The sequence below is a fragment of the Actinoplanes sp. NPDC023936 genome (genome assembly GCF_040639325.1).
Classification (GTDB): Bacteria; Actinomycetota; Actinomycetes; order Mycobacteriales; family Micromonosporaceae; genus Actinoplanes.
The window spans coordinates 14,331-31,780 of sequence record NZ_JBEZZR010000024.1 but is presented as its reverse complement, the minus strand read 5'-3'; the positions used below and the strand labels follow the sequence as shown (position 1 = coordinate 31,780).

Here is a 17,450-nt window from a genome sequence, read left to right as displayed (position 1 = left end):
TGCGTCTAGATTACCCGCGCTCCGGGCTGCGGCCCGCGCGCGGTGACCGCCTCCCGGCACACACCTGCCGCGTTCAGCCCGGCCGCCACCTGCTGGGCGTGGCCGGCGTCGGCGGCCAGGAAGACACAGGTCGGCCCGGAGCCGGAGACGATGCCGGCGATCGCGCCCGCCTCGTGACCGGCTTTCAGCACGTCGGCGAGCTGCGGGCGCAGCGACAGCGCGGCCGCCTGCAGGTCGTTGCCGAGCGCGGCGCCGAGCACCTCGGGGTCGCGCTGGCGCAGCGCGGCCATCAACTGGTCCGGGCCGCTGAGCGGGGCCGGCGGCCAGGAGCCGGCACGCAGCGCGTCGAGCTCGCGGTAGACCGCCGGGGTGGAGAGGCCACCGTCGGCGATCGCGACCACCCAGTACCAGGCGGTGGGCCGGGCCAGGATCGGGCTGACCGCCTCGCCGTGGCCGGTGCCGAGCGCCGTCCCGCCGTGCAGCAGGAACGGCACGTCCGATCCGAGCTGCGCGCCGACCTCGGCGAGCTCGTCCCGGGACATGCCCAGCCCCCAGAGCACGTCACACGCGATGAGCGCGGCGGCCGCGTCGGCGCTGCCGCCGGCCAGGCCGCCGGCGAGCGGGATCGACTTGCGCAGGTGCAGCCGCGCGAACGCCGGGACCCGCGCCCGTGCGGCGAGCGCCCGGGCAGCCCGGATGATCAGGTTGCTCTCGTCGAGCGCCAGCTCACCGGCCCCGACGCCCTCCATGGTAAGCGTGAGCGTGTCGCCCCGCCGCGCGGTGAGCTCGTCGAAGAGCCCGATCGCGTGATAGACGGTGTTCAGCTCGTGATAGCCGTCCGGCCGCAGCGGACCGACACCGAGATGCAGATTGATCTTGGCAGGCACTCGCACCCGCACCGGACCGGGATGCGGACGTGGCCCCTCGTCATCCGGCCCCCACGCCTCGGTCACGAAGCGAGTTCCCGGATCGGCAACCGGATCTCGAAGGGCCGGTCGAGGACCAGCTCCTCCGCGGAATCCGCGACGAGTTCGTAACGGCCGCCCGCCAGGTCATAGGCGAAGATGTGCACCGGGTTCAGCTCGATCCGCCAGAAGTGCTGGATGCCGGCCGCGGCGTAGGCGCCGGGCTTCTCGAAGCGATCACGTTTCCTGGTCCCCGGCGAGACGATCTCGACGGCGACGACGACCTGGTCCGGCCCGAAGTAGTGGTGGCCGGGGTCGACCGGGCTGTAGAGAATCAACGCGTCGGGCTCGAGGGTGCTGGTGTGATCGATCACCACCCCCACCGCCATCTGCGGCTCGAACCCTTTCGGCACATGGCGCTCGAGCCAGGTCGCCAAGCGCCAGTTGAGCCTCTGGTGACCGGCGGTAGGCGACGGAACCACCAGCAGGACTCCATCCGACAGCTCGACACGGGGCGCCTCGTCAGGCAGGGACAGGACGTCTTCGATCGTGTATCCGGCCTTCTGCTGCTTTACCGGGTCAGGGGCCCACACGACCGGGCCGAGCGGTTCGGCTGTCATGAGTCCACCTCCTGGGGCTGCGCGTCCGACGGGCTGAGCTTACCGCCGGGCACCGACACTTTGGCTGCCGCCGCGATCGCGGCGAACTCGCTCACCGTGAGCGACTCGCCACGCGCCTGCGGGCTCACCCCGGCCGCGCGCAGCACCTGCTCGGCCCGGTCCGCGCCACCGGCCCAGCCGGCGAGGGCGGCCCGCAGCGTCTTGCGGCGCTGGGCGAACGCCGCGTCGATCACCGCGAAGACGTCCGTGCGAACGGCCCCGGCCGGCGGCTCGCGGCGGGTGAACGCGACCAGCCCGGAATCCACGTTGGGCACCGGCCAGAACACCGCGGGCGGCACCTTGCCGGCCGACTTGGCCTCGGCGTACCAGGCCAGCTTCACGGACGGAACCCCGTACACCTTCGAGCCGGGACCGGCGACGAGCCGGTCCGCGACCTCCTTCTGCACCATCACCAGGCCGCCGCGCAGCGTGGGCAGCTCGGCGAGCAGGTGCAGGACGACCGGGACCGCCACGTTGTAGGGCAGGTTCGCGACGAGCATGGTCGGCGCCGGGTCGAACATGCCGCCGGTCACCCGCAGCGCGTCGGCCGGGTGCACGGTGAGGTGCGACGCCCGTACCGTCTCCGGCAGTGCCGCCGCCAGGGTCGGGTCGATCTCCACGGCGTGCACGTGCCGCACCGCGCCGGCCAGGCCCAGCGTCAGCGACCCGAGACCGGGGCCGACCTCCAGGGCCACGTCGTCGGGGCGCAGGGCGGCCGCCGCCACGATCCGCCGGATGGTGTTCGGATCGTGCAGGAAGTTCTGGCCGAGCTTCTTGGTCGGCGCGACGCCGAGGCGTGCGGCGAGTTCCCGGATCTCCGCCGGGCCGAGAAGCGAGCCTTTTTCACCGTGGCCGGGGCCTCGCATGCCCGCGCCGGCCGACGACCCGGCGGCCTCAGGCCCGATGCCAGGTTGAGAATTGCTCGTCGAGTCAGCCATGGCATGAGCCTAGAGCGCTGGACATGACCAGCTAGGAATGAGGTCATGACTGAGCTGCTGACGCTGCGCGGCGTCGTCGAGGCCGCGCCTGACGAGGTCGCGGCCGTGCTGCTCGACGTGCGGCCCGGTGGCCGGTCCCCGATCGCCGCCGAGGGCTCGGTCGAGGAGTCGGACGGCGACGAGTTCGTGGTGGTCCGCGACGGCAGCCGGATCACCGTGACCGTCGACCGGGCGGCCCGCTCGGTGACCCAGCAGGGCGAGTGGTGGTACCGAGGGGTCACCACCGTGGAGCCCGACCCGCGCGGCGCTCAGGTGGTCCACCGGATCTACAACATCGCGCCCGGCCACGGCTGGGCGGTGCGGATGGTCTCGCGGGGCCCGCTGCGCGCGGCGCCCGCCGCCTTCGCCACCCACCTGGAGCAGCTGAGCCGGGAACTGGGCGCCGTGGCGTGGGTGGTGGAGGACTAGGGCCGTCGCGGCGGATCAGGTCCAGGAGCCGAAGACCCGGTCCCCGGTCGCGGAGATCGTCGCGCAGAGCTCGTCAGCGTCCACGCCCCGGGCCGCCGCCAGCGCCCGCACGGTGAGCGGGATCAGGTAGGACGCGTTGGGCCGCCCCCGGTACGGCACCGGAGTGAGATAGGGCGCATCGGTCTCCACCATCATCTGCTCCGGCGGGGTGATCGCGGCCGCGTCGCGCAGGTTGCCGGCGCTCGCGAACGTGACGGTCCCGGCGAAGCTCAGGTAGTACCCGCGGCGCACGCACTCGGCGGCGAACGTGGCGTCACCGGAGAAGCAGTGCAGGACGACGGTGTCCGGCGCGCCCTCGGAGTCGAGGATCCGCAGCACGTCGTCGTGCGCGTCCCGGTCGTGGATGATCAGTGCCTTGCGGTGCCGTTTCGCGATCGCGATGTGCGCCCGGAAGCTCTCCTCCTGCGCGACCCGGCCCTCGTCACCGGTACGGAACGTGTCCATCCCGGTCTCCCCGACGCCCCGCACCCGCGGCCGGCCGGCCAGTGTCTCGATCTCCCGCAGCGCCTCGTCCAGATCGGACAGCCGGGGCGCCTCGTTCGGGTGCAGGGCGACGGCGGCGAGCACCGACGGGTACCTCTCGGCCGCTTCGGCGCCCCAGCGGGACGAGTCGACGTCGACGCCCACCTGCACGAGCCGGTCCACACCGCTCTTCGCGGCGGCGGCGATCAGCGCCTCGACCGGGTCACCGCCGGAGCCGTCCGGGACGCCGGCCTCCTGAACGGTCAGATCGAGATGGGTGTGGCTGTCGAAGACCGGGATCGCGAGCGGTTCGGGCGCCGGCGGGAACTCGCCGGCCCGGCGGGCGGCTTTCGCCCGGCGCGACTCGGAGGGCGTCGAGGACGACGAGGACGACGGCGAAGGGGCAGCAGACATGTGAGACATTGTGCACGTCGCATTTTCCGGTAACCGTTAGTTCATCCGATATCCACCGTAGTCACTTAGGTTGCGCCGCGTGACCGTGACCGGTGAGGACAGTGAGCTCGGCACCGACCCGCTCGACCCACCCCTGATGGCACCGCTGCGCCGTGACCTGACCTGGCCGCAGGTTCAGCTCCGCAGCCAGTCGGTGTCGTACCGGGACGATCCGGAGCTGCGCCGGATCCGGGCCACGGCGGCGATCCGGCGCGGCACCCGGATGACGAAGATCCTCTCTGCGGCACAGGTCGCCGGTCATCTCGGCGGCTGGCTGCCGTACGGCTTCTGCTACCGCTCCTGCGACCTGGAACACCTGCGCGACCCCGCCGACCTGGCCCTGCTCCGCACCGACGGCGCGGCCGAATCGGAGGTCACGTTCGCCCTGCGCTGGCGGGCCGTCGACCCGATCGACTACGAGGTCCCGGCGGCTCCGGCGCAGCCCGGCCTGGCCGCCCTGCCGGCACACTCCCGGGTCGGCGCGATGGTGCTCGGCACCGGCTTCTCGCCGAGCACCGACGACCTGATCCCGGAGTACGTGACGGCCGGCTTCGCGGACCTGCCGATCCCGGCGAACGCGCAGCTGCTGGCGTACGTGCCGGGCGGCGACGAGGTCGTCCTCTACACCTATCAGCCGGAGCAGCACGGATGGCTGCGGCTGGCCGGGCCGCGCTGGCGGGGCCTGCTCGGCGAGATCCCCGGGGCCAGCCCGGACCGCGAGTACGTTCCGTGCACCGCGTCCGCCTCGGCCCGGCTGGTCGGCCGGATCGACGACAAGGAGTACGAGGCGGTCGCCGACCCGCCGGGCGAGTTCCGGGTGCGTGCGCTCACCCGCGCGGCCCGCTATCCGGTGCAGACGCTGAGCCGGCGGGCCGAGCAGGCGCTGTGGCGTGGCGTGCCGGCCTGGGTGTTGCAGCGGGACGAGACGTGGGCCCGGCTGCGGCTGCTCCGGCCGGAGAGCGAGGGGGTCAACCTCACCGGGGCCCGCTGCTACGAGCGCGGCGTCTACGAGGCCTGGGCGCCGGTGGACGAGCTGGCCGATCACCACATCGCGGACATCGCCTACCAGCTGTGAAAGAAGGGGCCGGCGGTTGCCGGCCCCTTCTTCGAAAAACTACGAATCACTTACGCGTGAGCTTGGCCTCACGGTAGGTGTCCTTGTAGTTGTTGGCGTAGTCGTAGACCCACGGCAGGACCACGATCTTGCCCTTGGTCACACCGGCCGGCACCTTCAGCGACCACTTGCCCTTCGACACCTTCGCCACGTTCTTGCCGTTGGCGCAGTGCTTCAGCAGCTGCGCCTCGGTGGTGTAGCGCTTCCACTTCTTCTTCGGGGTCAGGCAGTAGTACTTGCCCGACGTGGTGATGCGGACGACGGTGACGCCCACGAACCGCACGCCGGAGCCCTTGTCGCTGACCGTGCCCTTGACGGTCTTCCAGGAGCTGATCCGGTTCGCCTTCTTCGGCTTGGTGACCGTCACCTTCGGCTTCCAGCTGTCCTTGAGGACGTTCGTGGTGCCGACGTTGATCCAGCTGGTCGCGCCGTACTTGTTGAACAGCTGGACCTTCAGGGTCACCTTGCCGCTGATCTTGCTGTTGGTGTTCTTGCGGTACAGGATGAGCCCGCGCTGCGTCTGGTTCTTGCCGGAGAGGTCCTGAACCCAGCCGTCGCCCCAGTCGAGCTTCATCTTCGTGGTTCCGGCCGGGATGCTGCTCAGCTTCACGTTGAACAGCGCACCCTGGTAGACGGTGTACTTGCTCAGCGAGTACTTGCCCGGGACCGTCACGCTGACCGCCTTGGCGGCCGTGGTGAAGCTGTTCCCGCTGCGGTCGGTCAGCGTCTCGGTGACGTTGAACCGGCCGGCCTTGGTGTACTGCTTCGTGAAGCTCGTCGCGCCGGCGGCCAGCGTCGTGGTCGTGCCGTCACCCCAGCTGATCTTCCGGGTGATGCTGGCGTCCGCGTCGACGTTGTCGCCGTACTCGTTCGGGTTCTGGCCGAAGACGACCTTCTGCCCGATCCAGAGCGCGCCCGTGTTGAGCCGGAACGCGCCCGCCGGCTTCACGGTGTCCGGCGTGGCGGGCGTGGTCCCGACCGGCGCCGGCTCGTCCGCGAGGGACCCGACCGAACCGGTGGAGCCGACGGTGCCCGCGGCCTCGGCCGAGGAGGCCGACGAGGCCGAGGTGCCGGTGGTGTCCGGGGCCTCGGCGGGCGCCGCGGTGCGGTAGGAGTTGCTGTCCCCGCCGCCGGCCGGAGCCGCCATGACCGGGGACGCGTAGACGGAGCCACCGGCGACGAGCGCGCCGCTGACGATGGCCGTGACCAGAGGGCGTGAAAGACGTGGTTTCACAGTGGTGCTCCTTCGAGGGATCGATCCACACGAAGGCAGGGCACCCGATCAGTCCTCGACGCCGCGACGCCACCGTACCGATGAAACGCTCATGTCCCCCCGTGGACGACGTGACGGTACCGGAACATCGAAACTTTGATCAATCCCCAATTGAAGAAGCCCGCCGGTGTCACAGGGACACCGGCGGGCATTGTGGATATTTGGCTCGTCAGGCGCCTTCGCCGAGGCGGGCCAGCTCCTCGTCCACGACGGACGGCTCGAGCTTGCGGAAGACCGGCTTCGGCGCCGCCAGCGGGGTGCCCGCCACCAGCGGCACCGACTCCCAGCGGGCGCCCTCGGTGTAATCACCCATCAGCACCGGGTAGGCCGGGCCGCCGTCCAGGTCGTCCACCTCGACGATCTTCGGCATCGGCGCGTGCACGCCGGTGCCGCCGAGCAGCTCGAAGACCTTCTGCGAGGAGTGCGGCAGGAACGGCGTGAGCAGCGTGTTGGCATCACTCACCACCTGCAGCGCGACGTGCAGGACGGTTCCCTGACGCGGCTTCTCCTCCTCCGACTTGAGCTTCCACGGCGCCTGCTCGGAGAGGTACTTGTTCGCCTCGGCGACCACCCGCATCGCCTCGCCGATCGCCGCCTTCTGCCGGTGCTTGCCGATCAGCTCGCCGACCGTGGCGAAACCGGTGCGCGCCACCTCGAGCAGAGCCCGGTCCTCGGCGGTCAGATCGACGGCGGGCGGGATCGCCCCGAAGTTCTTCGCCGCCATCGAGATCGACCGGTTGACCAGGTTGCCCCAGCCGGCGACCAACTCGTCGTTGTTGCGCCGGACGAACTCGGCCCAGGTGAAGTCGGTGTCGTTCGACTCCGGGCCGGCGGCCGCGATGAAGTACCGCAGCGCGTCGGCGTCGTAGCGCTCCAGGAAGTCCCGCACGTAGATGACGACCCGGCGCGACGAGGAGAACTTCTTGCCCTCCATCGTCAGGTACTCGCTGGAGACCACCTCGGTCGGCAGGTTCAGCTTGCCCAGGCCGCCCGGCTGGCCGCCCTTGTCGCCCTCACCGGAGTAGCCGAGCAGCAGCGCCGGCCAGATCACCGAGTGGAAGACGATGTTGTCCTTGCCCATGAAGTAGTAGGCCGAGGCGTCCTTGCCCTCGCCGTCCGCCGACCACCATTTGCGCCAGGCCTCCGGGTCGCCGGTGCGCCGGGCCCACTCGATCGAGGCCGACAGGTAACCGATGACCGCGTCGAACCAGACGTAGATGCGCTTGTCGTTGCGGTCCCGCCAGCCGTCGAGCGGGATCGGCACGCCCCACTCCAGGTCCCGGGTGATCGCCCGGGGCTGCAGGTCGTCGAGCAGGTTGCGGGAGAACTTCAGGACGTTGGGCCGCCAGTTCTCCCGGCGGTCCAGCCAGCCGCCGATCGCCTCGGCGAACGCCGGCAGGTCCAGGAAGAAGTGCTCGGTCTCGACGAACTGCGGGGTCTCCCCGTTGATCCGCGAGCGCGGGTTGATCAGCTGCTCCGGGTCGAGCTGGTTGCCGCAGTTGTCGCACTGGTCGCCACGGGCGCTGTCGTAACCGCAGATCGGGCAGGTGCCCTCGATGTAGCGGTCGGGCAGGGTGCGGCCGGTGGACGGCGAGATCGCGCCGAGCGTGGTGCGGGCGACGATGTAGCCGTTCGCGAACAGCCCCTCGAACAGGTCCTGCACCACGGCATAGTGGTTGCGCGTGGTGGTCCGGGTGAACAGGTCGTAGGAGAGGCCCAGCCCGTGCAGGTCCTCCACGATCACCCGGTTGTAGCGGTCGGCGAGCTCACGGGGGGTGACCCCGTCGGCGTCGGCCTGCACCTGGATCGGGGTGCCGTGCTCGTCGGTGCCGGAGACCATGAGCACGTCGTGGCCGGCCATGCGCATGTACCGGCTGAAGACGTCGGACGGCACCCCGAAGCCGGAAACATGACCGATGTGGCGCGGGCCGTTGGCGTATGGCCAGGCAACCGCGGCGAGAACGTGACTCATGACGTACAAGCGTAGTGACCGCTCCCACCGCACCGCGAACGCATTGCCGCACGGCGAGCAGCCACGCCCGATTTGTCACGACACGCCCTATAGATGACGTGATCTCGACCCGTCCCGGGCGTTCAATGATCCAGTGACCGGAGAAGCGCCGCAGCCCGAGGAGCCACCGCAGCGAGAACTGACCACCGGCGAGCTCGTGATCATCGAACCGGACTCCCGGGACGCCGCTCCCGGCGTACCGGATGAGGTTGAAGATCAATCACTCACCGACCGCAACCGGCCCACCGTGGTGATCGATCCGCACCGGCCGCTCCCCGACGTGGCGGTCCCGCCGGAGGTCGAGGCGCGGCTCGAACGGATGGAGAACTCGCCGTTCTGGATGACCGAATCGGAACGCGCGGAAGCGGAACCGGCGCCGCCCGCTCACCACCCCGGCCGGCGCCGGCGCCAGCCCTCCCACCGCCCGCTCGGCCCGCTCACCGCGCTCGTCACGCTGAGCCTGCTGGCGGCGTTCTTCGGATGGGTCAGCGCGGAGCCGTTCTGGCTCGCGGTCGGGCACGGCGACGACGGATACGCCACCACCGCGCAGTGCCACGGCGACGGGCTCACCCAACGCTGCGCCGGCCGATTCAGCACAGCGGATGGCAGCTTCACCGCACCCTGGGTGACACTGCTCGGCATCACCGGCGAAAGCCGCGAGCCCGGCGCGATCACACCGGCGCGGATGGTCAGCCCGAGCAGCGACCAGGCCTACGCCGGACCGGCCGGCACCCTCATGCACCTGCGCTGGACTCTCGGCTTCCTGCTCGTGCTGACCTGCGGTTACGGCATCGCGCAGAGCACCGGCGCCCACCGCCTGGAGACCGGCATGAGACGCCGCCGAGCCGTCCTGCTCAGCTTCGCCGCCCCCCTCCTGCTCCAGCTAGGCTTCCTGGCGGCGGCTTTTTAAAGATTCAAAGTACGAGCTACCCCGGTCCCCCAACATCCGGGCGACTGACGCCCCTTCCGCCGGCGCTTCCCGCCGCCGGCTCTGCCGTCCGGCTGCGCTTCGCTCCGCGGGCACCCCTCACGGGTTTGGCCTCCAGTAAGCGCGTAGCCACGGAGCGACCCGCAAAACGCCGCCGGTGACTTGACCACTGGTTTCCCGACGCCCGCGGGGTGTGCGGGTGGCGGGAAACCAGCGGTCAAGTCACCGGGTATAAGGCGTTTTGCCGCGGAGCGAAGCGAAGCCATCAAGCACTGTGCACGATGTTGTAGACGTCTCGCTTTTTTAGCCCGAACTCGGTCGCCACCGCCTGGATGGCGTCCCGGCGGGACTCGCCTTCCGCCTCCCGCTCGGCGACCGCGGCGCGCAGCTCCTCGTCGTCCGGAACCGTCGCCGCGACCACCGGCGCGCCACCCACCACCAGCGTGATCTCGCCACGCGGCTCGCCCGCGGCGGCCCACTCGGCCAGCTCGGCGAGGGTGCCGCGGCGCACCTCCTCATAGGTCTTGGTCAGCTCCCGGCAGACCGCTGCCGGCCGGTCCGCGCCGAAGACCGCCGCCAGGTCCGCGAGCGCGCTGACGATCCGGTGCGGCGCCTCGAAGAAGACCAGCGTGCGTGGCTCGGCGGCGAGCTCGCGCAGCCGGGACCGGCGGCCGGAGCCGGTCCGCGGCAGGAAGCCCTCGAAGGCGAACCTGTCGCTGGGCAGCCCGGAGAGCGCGAGGGCGGTGGTCACGGCGCTGGGGCCGGGCGCGGCGGTGACCGGGTACCCGGCGTCGAGCGCGGCCCGGACCAGCCGGTACCCGGGGTCCGAGACGCTCGGCATGCCACCGTCGGTGACGACGGCGACCACCGCGCCGCCGGCCAGCGCCTCGACGAGCTCGGGCGTACGCCGCTCGTCGTTGCCCTCGAAGTACGACACGATCCGTCCGCTGACCGTGACGCCGAGATCGCGGGCGAGCCGGTTCAGGCGTCGCGTGTCCTCCGCCGCGATCACGTCTGCCGAGGCCAGGACCTCGCGCAACCGGGTGGAGGCGTCGCCGATGTTGCCGAGAGGCGCGCCGGCCAGCACTACCCGCCCGAGTCCGTTCTCATGTCCCGCCATCGGAAAAGTCCATCACATGACAGGACGCGGCGACGGCGGGCATCACTTCTCAGGCGTGGGGCCTACGATCGCGGGGTGACGACGGCGGCCACTGCTGAGAATGACCTCACCCCCGCGGACTCCCCCGCCGAGACGGAGCAGTCCTCCGGCGTGCGCGCGGTCCCGGAGATCGTCCGGCGCCGCCTGTCGACGCTGGACCAGCGCTTCAACCCGTACTCATGGATCGTCACCGCGGTCATCGTGACGATCGCGGCGATCCTGCGGTTCGCCGGGCTGAGCCGTCCCAAGGGCTACATCTTCGACGAGGTGTACTACCCGACGGACGCCTGGGACATGCTGCAGCACGGCGTGGAGTGGGACGAGAAGACGAACGGTCCCGCCTACGTGGTGCATCCGCCGCTCGGCAAGTGGCTCATCGCGTTCGGGGAGCATTTCTTCGGCAACACCGAGCTGGGCTGGCGGGTCTCCGCCGCGGCGGCCGGCACGCTGATGATCCTGATCCTGATCCGGCTCACCTACAGGCTGTTCCACTCGATCGTGCTGGCCGGCACGGCGGGCCTGCTGATGACGCTGGACGGCTTCCAGCTGGTGCTCTCCCGCACCTCGCTGCTCGACATCTTCCTCGCCCTGTTCATCCTGATCACCTTCGCGTGCATGGTGCTGGACCGGGACCACTACCGGCGCAGCTGGCAGCGGGCGCTGGACGCGGGGTACGACACGTCGGCCACCCCCACGCTCCCGCGGATCGTGCCGTGGTGGCTGCTTGTCGCCGGCGCGACGTTCGGCATGGCCTGCGGCGTCAAGTGGAGCGCGCTCTTCTTCGCGCCGTTCTTCGCCGGCCTGGTGATCGTCTGGCGGGTGCAGGCGCGCCGCTCGGCCGGCGTCCAGGGCCCGATCATCGCCGGGATCCTCGGCGACCTGGGCTGGCTGGTGCTCAGCTTCGGTCTCACGTTCGTCCTCTACCTGGCCACCTGGACCGGCTGGTTCGTGACCGACACGGGCTACTTCCGGCACTACCGGGAGGCGAACGGGATGAGCGAGCCGCCGATCCTGGGCGCGCTGCTCAACCTCGCGCACTACCACTCCGAGGCGTACAACTTCCACAGCGGCCTGACCGAGAAGCACACCTACCAGTCATGGCCGTGGCAGTGGCTGCTGCTGGGGCGGCCGGTGGCGTTCTACTGGAACGGCAACGGCAGCTGCGGCGCCTCGAACTGCGCGGCCGAGATCCTGCTGCTCGGCACGCCGATCCTCTGGTGGTCGTTCCTGCCGGCCCTGGGCGCGCTCGTCTGGTTCGGCATCGCCCGGCGCGACTGGCGGGCCTACGCCATCTTCACGGGCGCGGCGGCCGGCCTGCTGCCGTGGTTCTACTTCGCGGTCGCCGACGGCCGGACGATGTTCTCGTTCTACGCCATGCCGGCGCTGCCGTTCCTGATCCTGGCCGTCGTCTACGTGCTCGGGGCGATCATGACGCCACCGGGCGGGATCGTGGCCGGGGCGGGCCGCTCCGACCGGCAGCTCATCGGCACGGTCGTGCTGACCACGTTCGTGGTGCTGGTGGCGCTCTGCTTCGCGTACTTCTACCCGATCTTCGTGGGCACGCTCATGCCGTACGACGACTGGTCGGTGCGGATGTGGCTCGGGAGCCGCTGGATCTGATGCCGGTTACGACCCGGCCCGGCCGACTCTCGACGCCGGGCCGCCGTGCCCCGCGCCGCTGTGTGCCGGGCCGTCGGCTCCCATAGCGGCACTGAAGTGGTCCCGCCCAGGCTTGTCTGCCCAAGACCCCCGATAGGTTCCTGTGCGGGTGTGATTCGTAGGAGGCCGGAAAATCGATGGCGTCATCCGAGGTGAACGAACCGTCACCTGCTTGGCGGGTCCACGGTGAGCGGGCCGTCTACGAGAACCGGTGGGTGACTCTGTCTCGCGTCGAAGTCGAGCCTCCTGGCGCCGAACGGTTCGAGCACCACGTCGTCCGCCTCAACAGCGCCGCGATCGCTGCGATCGTCGACAGCCGAGATCGGGTGTTGATGTTGCGTCGCTACCGCTTCGTTCCGAACACGTGGGGTTGGGAACTACCCGGTGGGCTCCTGGACCCCGGCGAGGATGCGGCCGCCGCAGCGGCCCGGGAAGTCGAGGAGGAGACAGGATGGCGGCCACACGCTCTCCGCAGAGTCCTCACCTACCAACCCATCGTCGGCATGGTCGATTCGCCCCACGTGATTTTCGTCGGCCGGGGCGCCGACCTGGTCGCCGAGCCTGAGGGCGGCGAGGAATCGGGCGAGGTCGCCTGGGTTCCCCTGGCAGCTGTCCGCAGTCTGATCGAGAAGGGCGAGATCCTCAGCTCCGGGACGCTGTTGGCGCTCCTGCACATTCTGGCCTTCGGCGTCGACCCGGAGCAGCCCTAAACAGTCGGCATCAAGCGCTCGACCCGGCGACGATGCCGCACCGACCCGGTCCGGCCGGCCAAACGCCGCGCGGCGAGCAGGCACGATCGCGCCTCATCAGCCTCCTCGCGAACCAGGTGAGCCCGAGCCAGGTGGCACAACACGCCGCTTCGCGCCCGCACGAACGTCGGATCCATCGTTTCGAGCACGCCGTACAGGTCTCCGACAGCCTCGTCATCACCGAGGAGAGCCAGCGTATTGCCACGCCATCGATCGAAATGGCTTCGGTTCAAGAAGATGCTCACCATCCCGGGATCGCGGTCATCGCTGTCGGGCGGCAGATCAGCTACGGCCCGATCCAGGGCACGCCGGGAGTCATCCGAGAGGCCGGCCAGTGCGCACAACTCGGCTTCCGCCGCGTTCAACCATGCAGAAAGTCGGCTCGATATCCGGCTGCCGGCCGTTCGCCGTGCTTCCCTCATCAACGAGACAGCGAGGTCATGCCTGCCAGCCTCGACCAGAACGTAGGACTGCTCCGCCATGGCGTGAGCGAGATAGGCGATCTCGTCGGCGTCTCTGGCGGCGGTTTTCGCCAGCTCGTAGTGGCGCCAGGCCCGATCCGCCGCACCGACGTCCAGCGCCTGCCAAGCTGCCAAGGTCGCGGCTCCGGCCAGCGCGACAGCCACCGGCCTCCGGGCGTCCGGCAGAACGGCGAAGGTCAGGACCTCCTGCAAAGCGGCCAGATGCGAGCCCATCTGGTCGACCAAGGAAGCTGCCCCTGCTGCGGCTATCGCCACCACGAACTCGCCGCGACCATCATTCGGGGCCGGCAGCCCGATCATGGATAGTGGACTGAGGGCGAGCCGCCGCTGATACACCACCTACACCGCACTTCGAGCCGCCCCTGATCGCTAGCCTCTGCGACCAGCCCGGTTTCATGTGTCGAGGAAGGCTGATCCGCCGCCGTACGCCCCGCTCGGTGAACGAGACGCTGCGCTCAGCCAACCTCTGCTGCTTTTTGCAGGTCAGGCAGTACGCACCGATCATGCCGAGCAGAAACCGGACCGACCCGTAGGGCCCGCTCGACACAGCGTCTCGGTCACACCCGATACATGACGACTGTCAAGACGCGCCGGGCCCGCTGAGCGCCGTGCGCCGGGCCCGGCCCGGAAATAGGGCGCGCCCCGATCGCCTGCCACGGGGGAAGCGGGCGATAGGGGCGCGCAAGATGGAGCTTAACGAGGTCGGATGCCTGACACAACGGTGCCCCGGCAAGATTGCCGTGTCGCAACCACCTTGCCGAGAATTCGGACAATATGCTCTTATTGCTCTTAACGGTTTTTATTGATTCGTGAAGAATGCTCGATTAATGCGTCGGGAATGCGACAGCAAATTGGGCCCCGAATCGACGTAACGTCTTTGACCCTCGCGCCTCACCGCTGCTCAGCGAAACGCGCCCCGCCGAGGCCCGCACCGATCGCCACCGGCCACAACCTCAGGCTCGTCATTTCGTCCCATTTCAGGGGATCAGTCGGCCGTCCCCCTTGTGAGTGATCTCTGCCAAGATCGCGATAAATGTTCTTAAGCTTCGCCGCGTGACTTCGCAGGAGCCAAGAACTTCGCAATCCGCCGACCAAGACGCCCTCGACACGGAAATCATCGCCGTGTCGGCGCCCGCCCCGGTGTTCGTCGACACCACCGGGCGACGCAGCCGGCTGCTTCGGGGCGTCGCGCTCGCGTTCGGTGTCCTCGTCGTCGCCTACGGGGGGTTGCTCAGCGTCAGTCTGGCCGGTGGACCGGTCAGTTCCGGCGCGGGACTGCCGCTGCCCGGCCTGGACGACGAACGGGTCGCCACGGGCGCCGCCACGCCGCAGCCACGCCCCAGCCCGACCCCGCAGCCCAGCACCGCGGCCGGCCCGCGGTACACGGTGGAGTCGCTGCAACGGCGCACCGGCGACACACCCCGGCGATCCGCCGGGCCGAGCTCGTCCCGGCCGTCCGCCACACCGTCGGCATCGGCCACCTCGAAGCCGGCCGGGACCAGGACCCCGGCGCCGGCCACCACCCGGACCACGGAGTCGACCAGCAAGGTGCAGCCCAGCAAGTCGTCACCGGCGCCGGTCGTGAAATCCAGCAGCCCACCGGCGCCCGGACCGGTCGCGCCGGCGCCGCCCGGCACCGGGGACGGGACCACACCATGACCACGGCCCCCTCGGCAGCCCCCACCCCGCACCCACCCCGGCGGTCCCGGCTGCGCGGCCGCAGCCGGCGCCGCATCCTGCCGCGCCCCCGCGTCATGCTCGGCACCCTGCTGATCGGCTTCTTCGTCGCCGTGCTCGTCGTGCAGGCGTACATCAACGCCGAGTTCACGAACGACCACGTGCAGACCGAGGTCGGCGATCAGGCCGGAGTGCCGCCGGCGATCCGCGGCGGCGGCCCGATCATCAACACCACCGGCGGCCAGGAGAGCACCAGCCGCCTGCCGGACCGCACCATCGCGCTCACCTTCGACGACGGTCCGGATCCCGAGTGGACCCCGAGAATTCTCAAGGTGCTGCGCGACAACGACGCGCACGGCACGTTCTTCGTGGTCGGCTCGCAGGTGGCCCGGCACCCCGAGCTGACCGAGCGGATCGTGGCCGGTGGCAACGAGCTGGGCCTGCACACGTTCACCCACCCGAACATGCAGCGGCTCGCACCCTGGCGGCGTGAGCTGGAACTGTCCCAGAACCAGGTGGCGATCGCCCGGGCCACCGGAGTGCGGACCAACCTGGCCCGGTTCCCGTACTCCTCCAAGAACGCCGCGATCGACGACGTGAACTGGAAGATCGTCAAGGAGGCGGGCCGGCAGGGCTACCTCGTCGTGGTCAACGACCTGGACAGCGAGGACTGGCAGCGGCCGGGCGTCGAGCGGATCATCGCGAACGCGACGCCGGCCGGCGAGAGCTCGGCGGTCGTGCTGTTCCACGACGCCGGCGGTGATCGGTCGCAGACCGTGCAGGCGCTGGCCGAGTTCATCCCGCGGATGAAGGCCCGCGGCTACCGGTTCACCACTGTCACCGAGGGCCTGAACCTGAGCATCGCCGAGCAGGCCGCGAACGCCGGCCGGGACCGGGCCGAGAGCACCGAGGCGATTGCCGCGCTGCCGCTCAACCCGGCCGCGCCCCAGCACGACGAGTTGCGCGGTCTGGCTCTGATCTGGACGGTACGGTTCGCCGACGGCCTGGTCCTGGTGATCGCCACATTGTTCGTGGTGGTCGGGGCGCTGACCATCGGCCGTACCCTCCTGTTGCTCGTGCTCGCCACCCGGCACGCCCGGCAGCGCCGCAAGCCGGACTGGCGCTGGGGTCCCCCGGTGACCGAGCCGGTCTCGGTGATCGTTCCGGCCTACAACGAGAAGGAGGGCATCGAGGCCGCCGTCCGCTCGCTGGCCACCGGCGACTACCCGGAGATCGAGGTGGTGGTCGTCGACGACGGCTCCACCGACGGCACGGCCGACCTGGTGGAACGGATGGGCCTGCCGAACGTCCGGGTGGTCCGGGTCCCGAACGGCGGCAAGCCCAACGCCCTCAACACCGGCGTGGCGCTGGCCCGGCACGACCTGATCGTCACGGTCGACGGCGACACGATCTTCGAGGACGACTCGATCCGCCGGCTCGTGCAGCCGTTCGCCGACCCCACGGTGGGCGCGGTCGCCGGCAACGTGAAGGTCGGCAACCGGGCCAGCATGGTCGCGCTCTGGCAGCACATCGAGTACGTGATCGGCTTCAACCTGGACCGCCGGCTCTACGAGACGATGAACTGCATGCCGACCGTGCCGGGCGCGATCGGCGCGTTCCGCCGGGAGGCGCTGGCTCAGGTCGGCGGCGTGAGCGACGAGACGCTGGCCGAGGACACCGACGTCACGATGGCGCTCTGCCGGGCCGGCTGGCGGGTCGTGTACGAGGAGAACGCCAAGGCGTGGACCGAGGCCCCGACCACGCTGGAGCAGCTCTACCGGCAGCGGTACCGGTGGAGTTACGGGACCATGCAGGCGATGTGGAAGCACCGCCGGTCGATTTTCGAATCCGGCGCCTCGGGCCGGTTCGGCCGGGTCGGCCTGCCGTTCCTCGCGCTGTTCGGGGTGGCGCTGCCGATGCTCGCGCCGGTCGTCGACATCATGCTGATCTACGGCCTGGTCTTCTGGGAGCTCAGCGAGACCCTTGTCGCCTGGGTCGGCATGCTGTCGCTGCAGATGTTCACGGCCGCGGTGGCGTTCCGTTTCGACCGCGAGTCGTACACGCCACTGCTCCGGCTGCCGTTGCAGCAGTTCGCGTACCGGCAGTTGATGTACCTGGTTCTGCTGCAGTCCGCGACCACCGCGCTGACCGGTGGCCGGCTGCGCTGGCACAAGCTGGACCGGGCCGGATTGGTGGCGCGGACGACGCCTGCCGCCGAGCCGATCGGACCGGGTGGGCCGGTCGCACCGGCGGTGGACAGCTGGCCGCCGATCCAGCCGCATTTCACCCCGGCTCCGCGTACGCCCACCGGCCGCGCCGTGGCGCCCCCGGCCGTCCCGGTGCAGCCCGCCCACTACGACAACTTCCCCGACGAGCTTCCGTCCGCCGGCTCGCCCCCGGCAGGAGGCTCCGGCCCGGTTCGGGCCGGGTGAGCGCACCGGCCCGCGCCCGGC

Annotated in this window: 15 protein-coding genes; 7 read left to right on the top strand and 8 right to left on the bottom strand. The window is 70.3% G+C overall.

Annotation, left to right across the window (positions count from 1 at the left end; all coding sequences use genetic code 11):
• Positions 1–5 precede the first annotated feature (5 nt).
• Genes AB0F72_RS26970 through rsmA form a run of 3 tightly spaced genes read right to left on the bottom strand, consistent with a single transcriptional unit; the run spans position 6 to position 2,430 of the window.
• On the bottom strand, positions 6–953 hold the full coding sequence (locus tag AB0F72_RS26970; RefSeq protein WP_360436374.1) for a 4-(cytidine 5'-diphospho)-2-C-methyl-D-erythritol kinase: 948 nt from the start codon (positions 951–953) through the stop codon (positions 6–8).
• On the bottom strand, positions 950–1,525 hold the full coding sequence (locus AB0F72_RS26965; protein WP_360436372.1) for a Uma2 family endonuclease: 576 nt from the start codon (positions 1,523–1,525) through the stop codon (positions 950–952). The genes AB0F72_RS26970 and AB0F72_RS26965 overlap by 4 nt, the downstream gene beginning before the upstream one ends.
• Positions 1,522–2,430 carry a 16S rRNA (adenine(1518)-N(6)/adenine(1519)-N(6))-dimethyltransferase RsmA gene (rsmA, locus tag AB0F72_RS26960; RefSeq protein ID WP_360436544.1) on the bottom strand — a complete coding sequence of 303 codons (909 nt, stop codon included), beginning with the start codon at positions 2,428–2,430 and terminating at the stop codon, positions 1,522–1,524. Before rsmA ends, AB0F72_RS26965 begins: the two co-directional genes overlap by 4 nt.
• Before the next feature lie 117 nt (positions 2,431–2,547).
• Between rsmA and AB0F72_RS26955 the strand changes: the two genes are divergently transcribed.
• Entirely contained in the window at positions 2,548–2,970 is a 423-nt protein-coding gene (locus tag AB0F72_RS26955) for a hypothetical protein (RefSeq protein WP_360436370.1), read from the top strand.
• A 15-nt stretch (positions 2,971–2,985) separates the two neighbouring features.
• Here the strand turns inward: AB0F72_RS26955 and AB0F72_RS26950 are convergent, their stop codons facing one another.
• Positions 2,986–3,915, bottom strand: a complete 930-nt coding sequence (locus AB0F72_RS26950; RefSeq protein WP_360436368.1) for a TatD family hydrolase — start codon at positions 3,913–3,915, stop codon at positions 2,986–2,988.
• Positions 3,916–3,985: 70 nt separating this feature from the next.
• On the opposite strand from AB0F72_RS26950, the gene AB0F72_RS26945 reads away from it, so the two are divergent.
• Positions 3,986–5,020, top strand: coding sequence for a hypothetical protein (locus AB0F72_RS26945; protein WP_360436366.1), 1,035 nt, complete (start codon positions 3,986–3,988; stop codon positions 5,018–5,020).
• 46 nt (positions 5,021–5,066) lie between these two features.
• On the opposite strand, the gene AB0F72_RS26940 is transcribed toward AB0F72_RS26945, so the two are convergent.
• Together AB0F72_RS26940 and metG are read right to left on the bottom strand one after the other, a co-directional pair.
• Positions 5,067–6,293 carry a hypothetical protein gene (locus AB0F72_RS26940; RefSeq protein ID WP_360436364.1) on the bottom strand — a complete coding sequence of 409 codons (1,227 nt, stop codon included), beginning with the start codon at positions 6,291–6,293 and terminating at the stop codon, positions 5,067–5,069.
• Between the two features lie 208 nt (positions 6,294–6,501).
• Positions 6,502–8,304 (bottom strand): methionine--tRNA ligase, encoded by a 1,803-nt coding sequence (gene metG / locus AB0F72_RS26935; RefSeq protein WP_360436362.1) that lies wholly within the window; start codon positions 8,302–8,304, stop codon positions 6,502–6,504.
• Between the two features lie 133 nt (positions 8,305–8,437).
• On the opposite strand from metG, the gene AB0F72_RS26930 reads away from it, so the two are divergent.
• A complete protein-coding gene (locus AB0F72_RS26930; RefSeq protein ID WP_360436360.1) occupies positions 8,438–9,253 on the top strand; it encodes a hypothetical protein in 816 nt (271 codons plus the stop codon).
• A 283-nt stretch (positions 9,254–9,536) separates the two neighbouring features.
• Here AB0F72_RS26930 and rsmI read toward each other — a convergent pair whose 3' ends face one another.
• Complete coding sequence (gene rsmI, locus AB0F72_RS26925; protein WP_360436358.1) at positions 9,537–10,391, bottom strand: 16S rRNA (cytidine(1402)-2'-O)-methyltransferase; 855 nt, start codon at positions 10,389–10,391, stop codon at positions 9,537–9,539.
• A gap of 75 nt (positions 10,392–10,466) precedes the next feature.
• Here rsmI and AB0F72_RS26920 point away from each other — a divergent pair, with 75 nt between their 5' ends.
• Positions 10,467–12,050: a phospholipid carrier-dependent glycosyltransferase gene (locus tag AB0F72_RS26920; protein WP_360436356.1), complete on the top strand. Its 1,584-nt coding sequence runs from the start codon at positions 10,467–10,469 to the stop codon at positions 12,048–12,050.
• Between the two features lie 176 nt (positions 12,051–12,226).
• Entirely contained in the window at positions 12,227–12,799 is a 573-nt protein-coding gene (locus tag AB0F72_RS26915) for an NUDIX domain-containing protein (RefSeq protein ID WP_360436354.1), read from the top strand.
• Here the strand turns inward: AB0F72_RS26915 and AB0F72_RS26910 are convergent.
• Positions 12,796–13,620: a hypothetical protein gene (locus tag AB0F72_RS26910; RefSeq protein WP_360436352.1), complete on the bottom strand. Its 825-nt coding sequence runs from the start codon at positions 13,618–13,620 to the stop codon at positions 12,796–12,798. The genes AB0F72_RS26915 and AB0F72_RS26910 overlap by 4 nt on opposite strands.
• A 753-nt stretch (positions 13,621–14,373) precedes the next feature.
• On the opposite strand from AB0F72_RS26910, the gene AB0F72_RS26905 reads away from it, so the two are divergent.
• Together AB0F72_RS26905 and AB0F72_RS26900 are read left to right on the top strand one after the other, a co-directional pair.
• On the top strand, positions 14,374–14,979 hold the full coding sequence (locus AB0F72_RS26905) for a hypothetical protein (protein ID WP_360436350.1): 606 nt from the start codon (positions 14,374–14,376) through the stop codon (positions 14,977–14,979).
• On the top strand, positions 14,976–17,429 hold the full coding sequence (locus AB0F72_RS26900; protein ID WP_360436348.1) for a glycosyltransferase: 2,454 nt from the start codon (positions 14,976–14,978) through the stop codon (positions 17,427–17,429). The genes AB0F72_RS26905 and AB0F72_RS26900 overlap by 4 nt, the downstream gene beginning before the upstream one ends.
• The last annotated feature ends 21 nt before the right edge of the window (positions 17,430–17,450 follow it).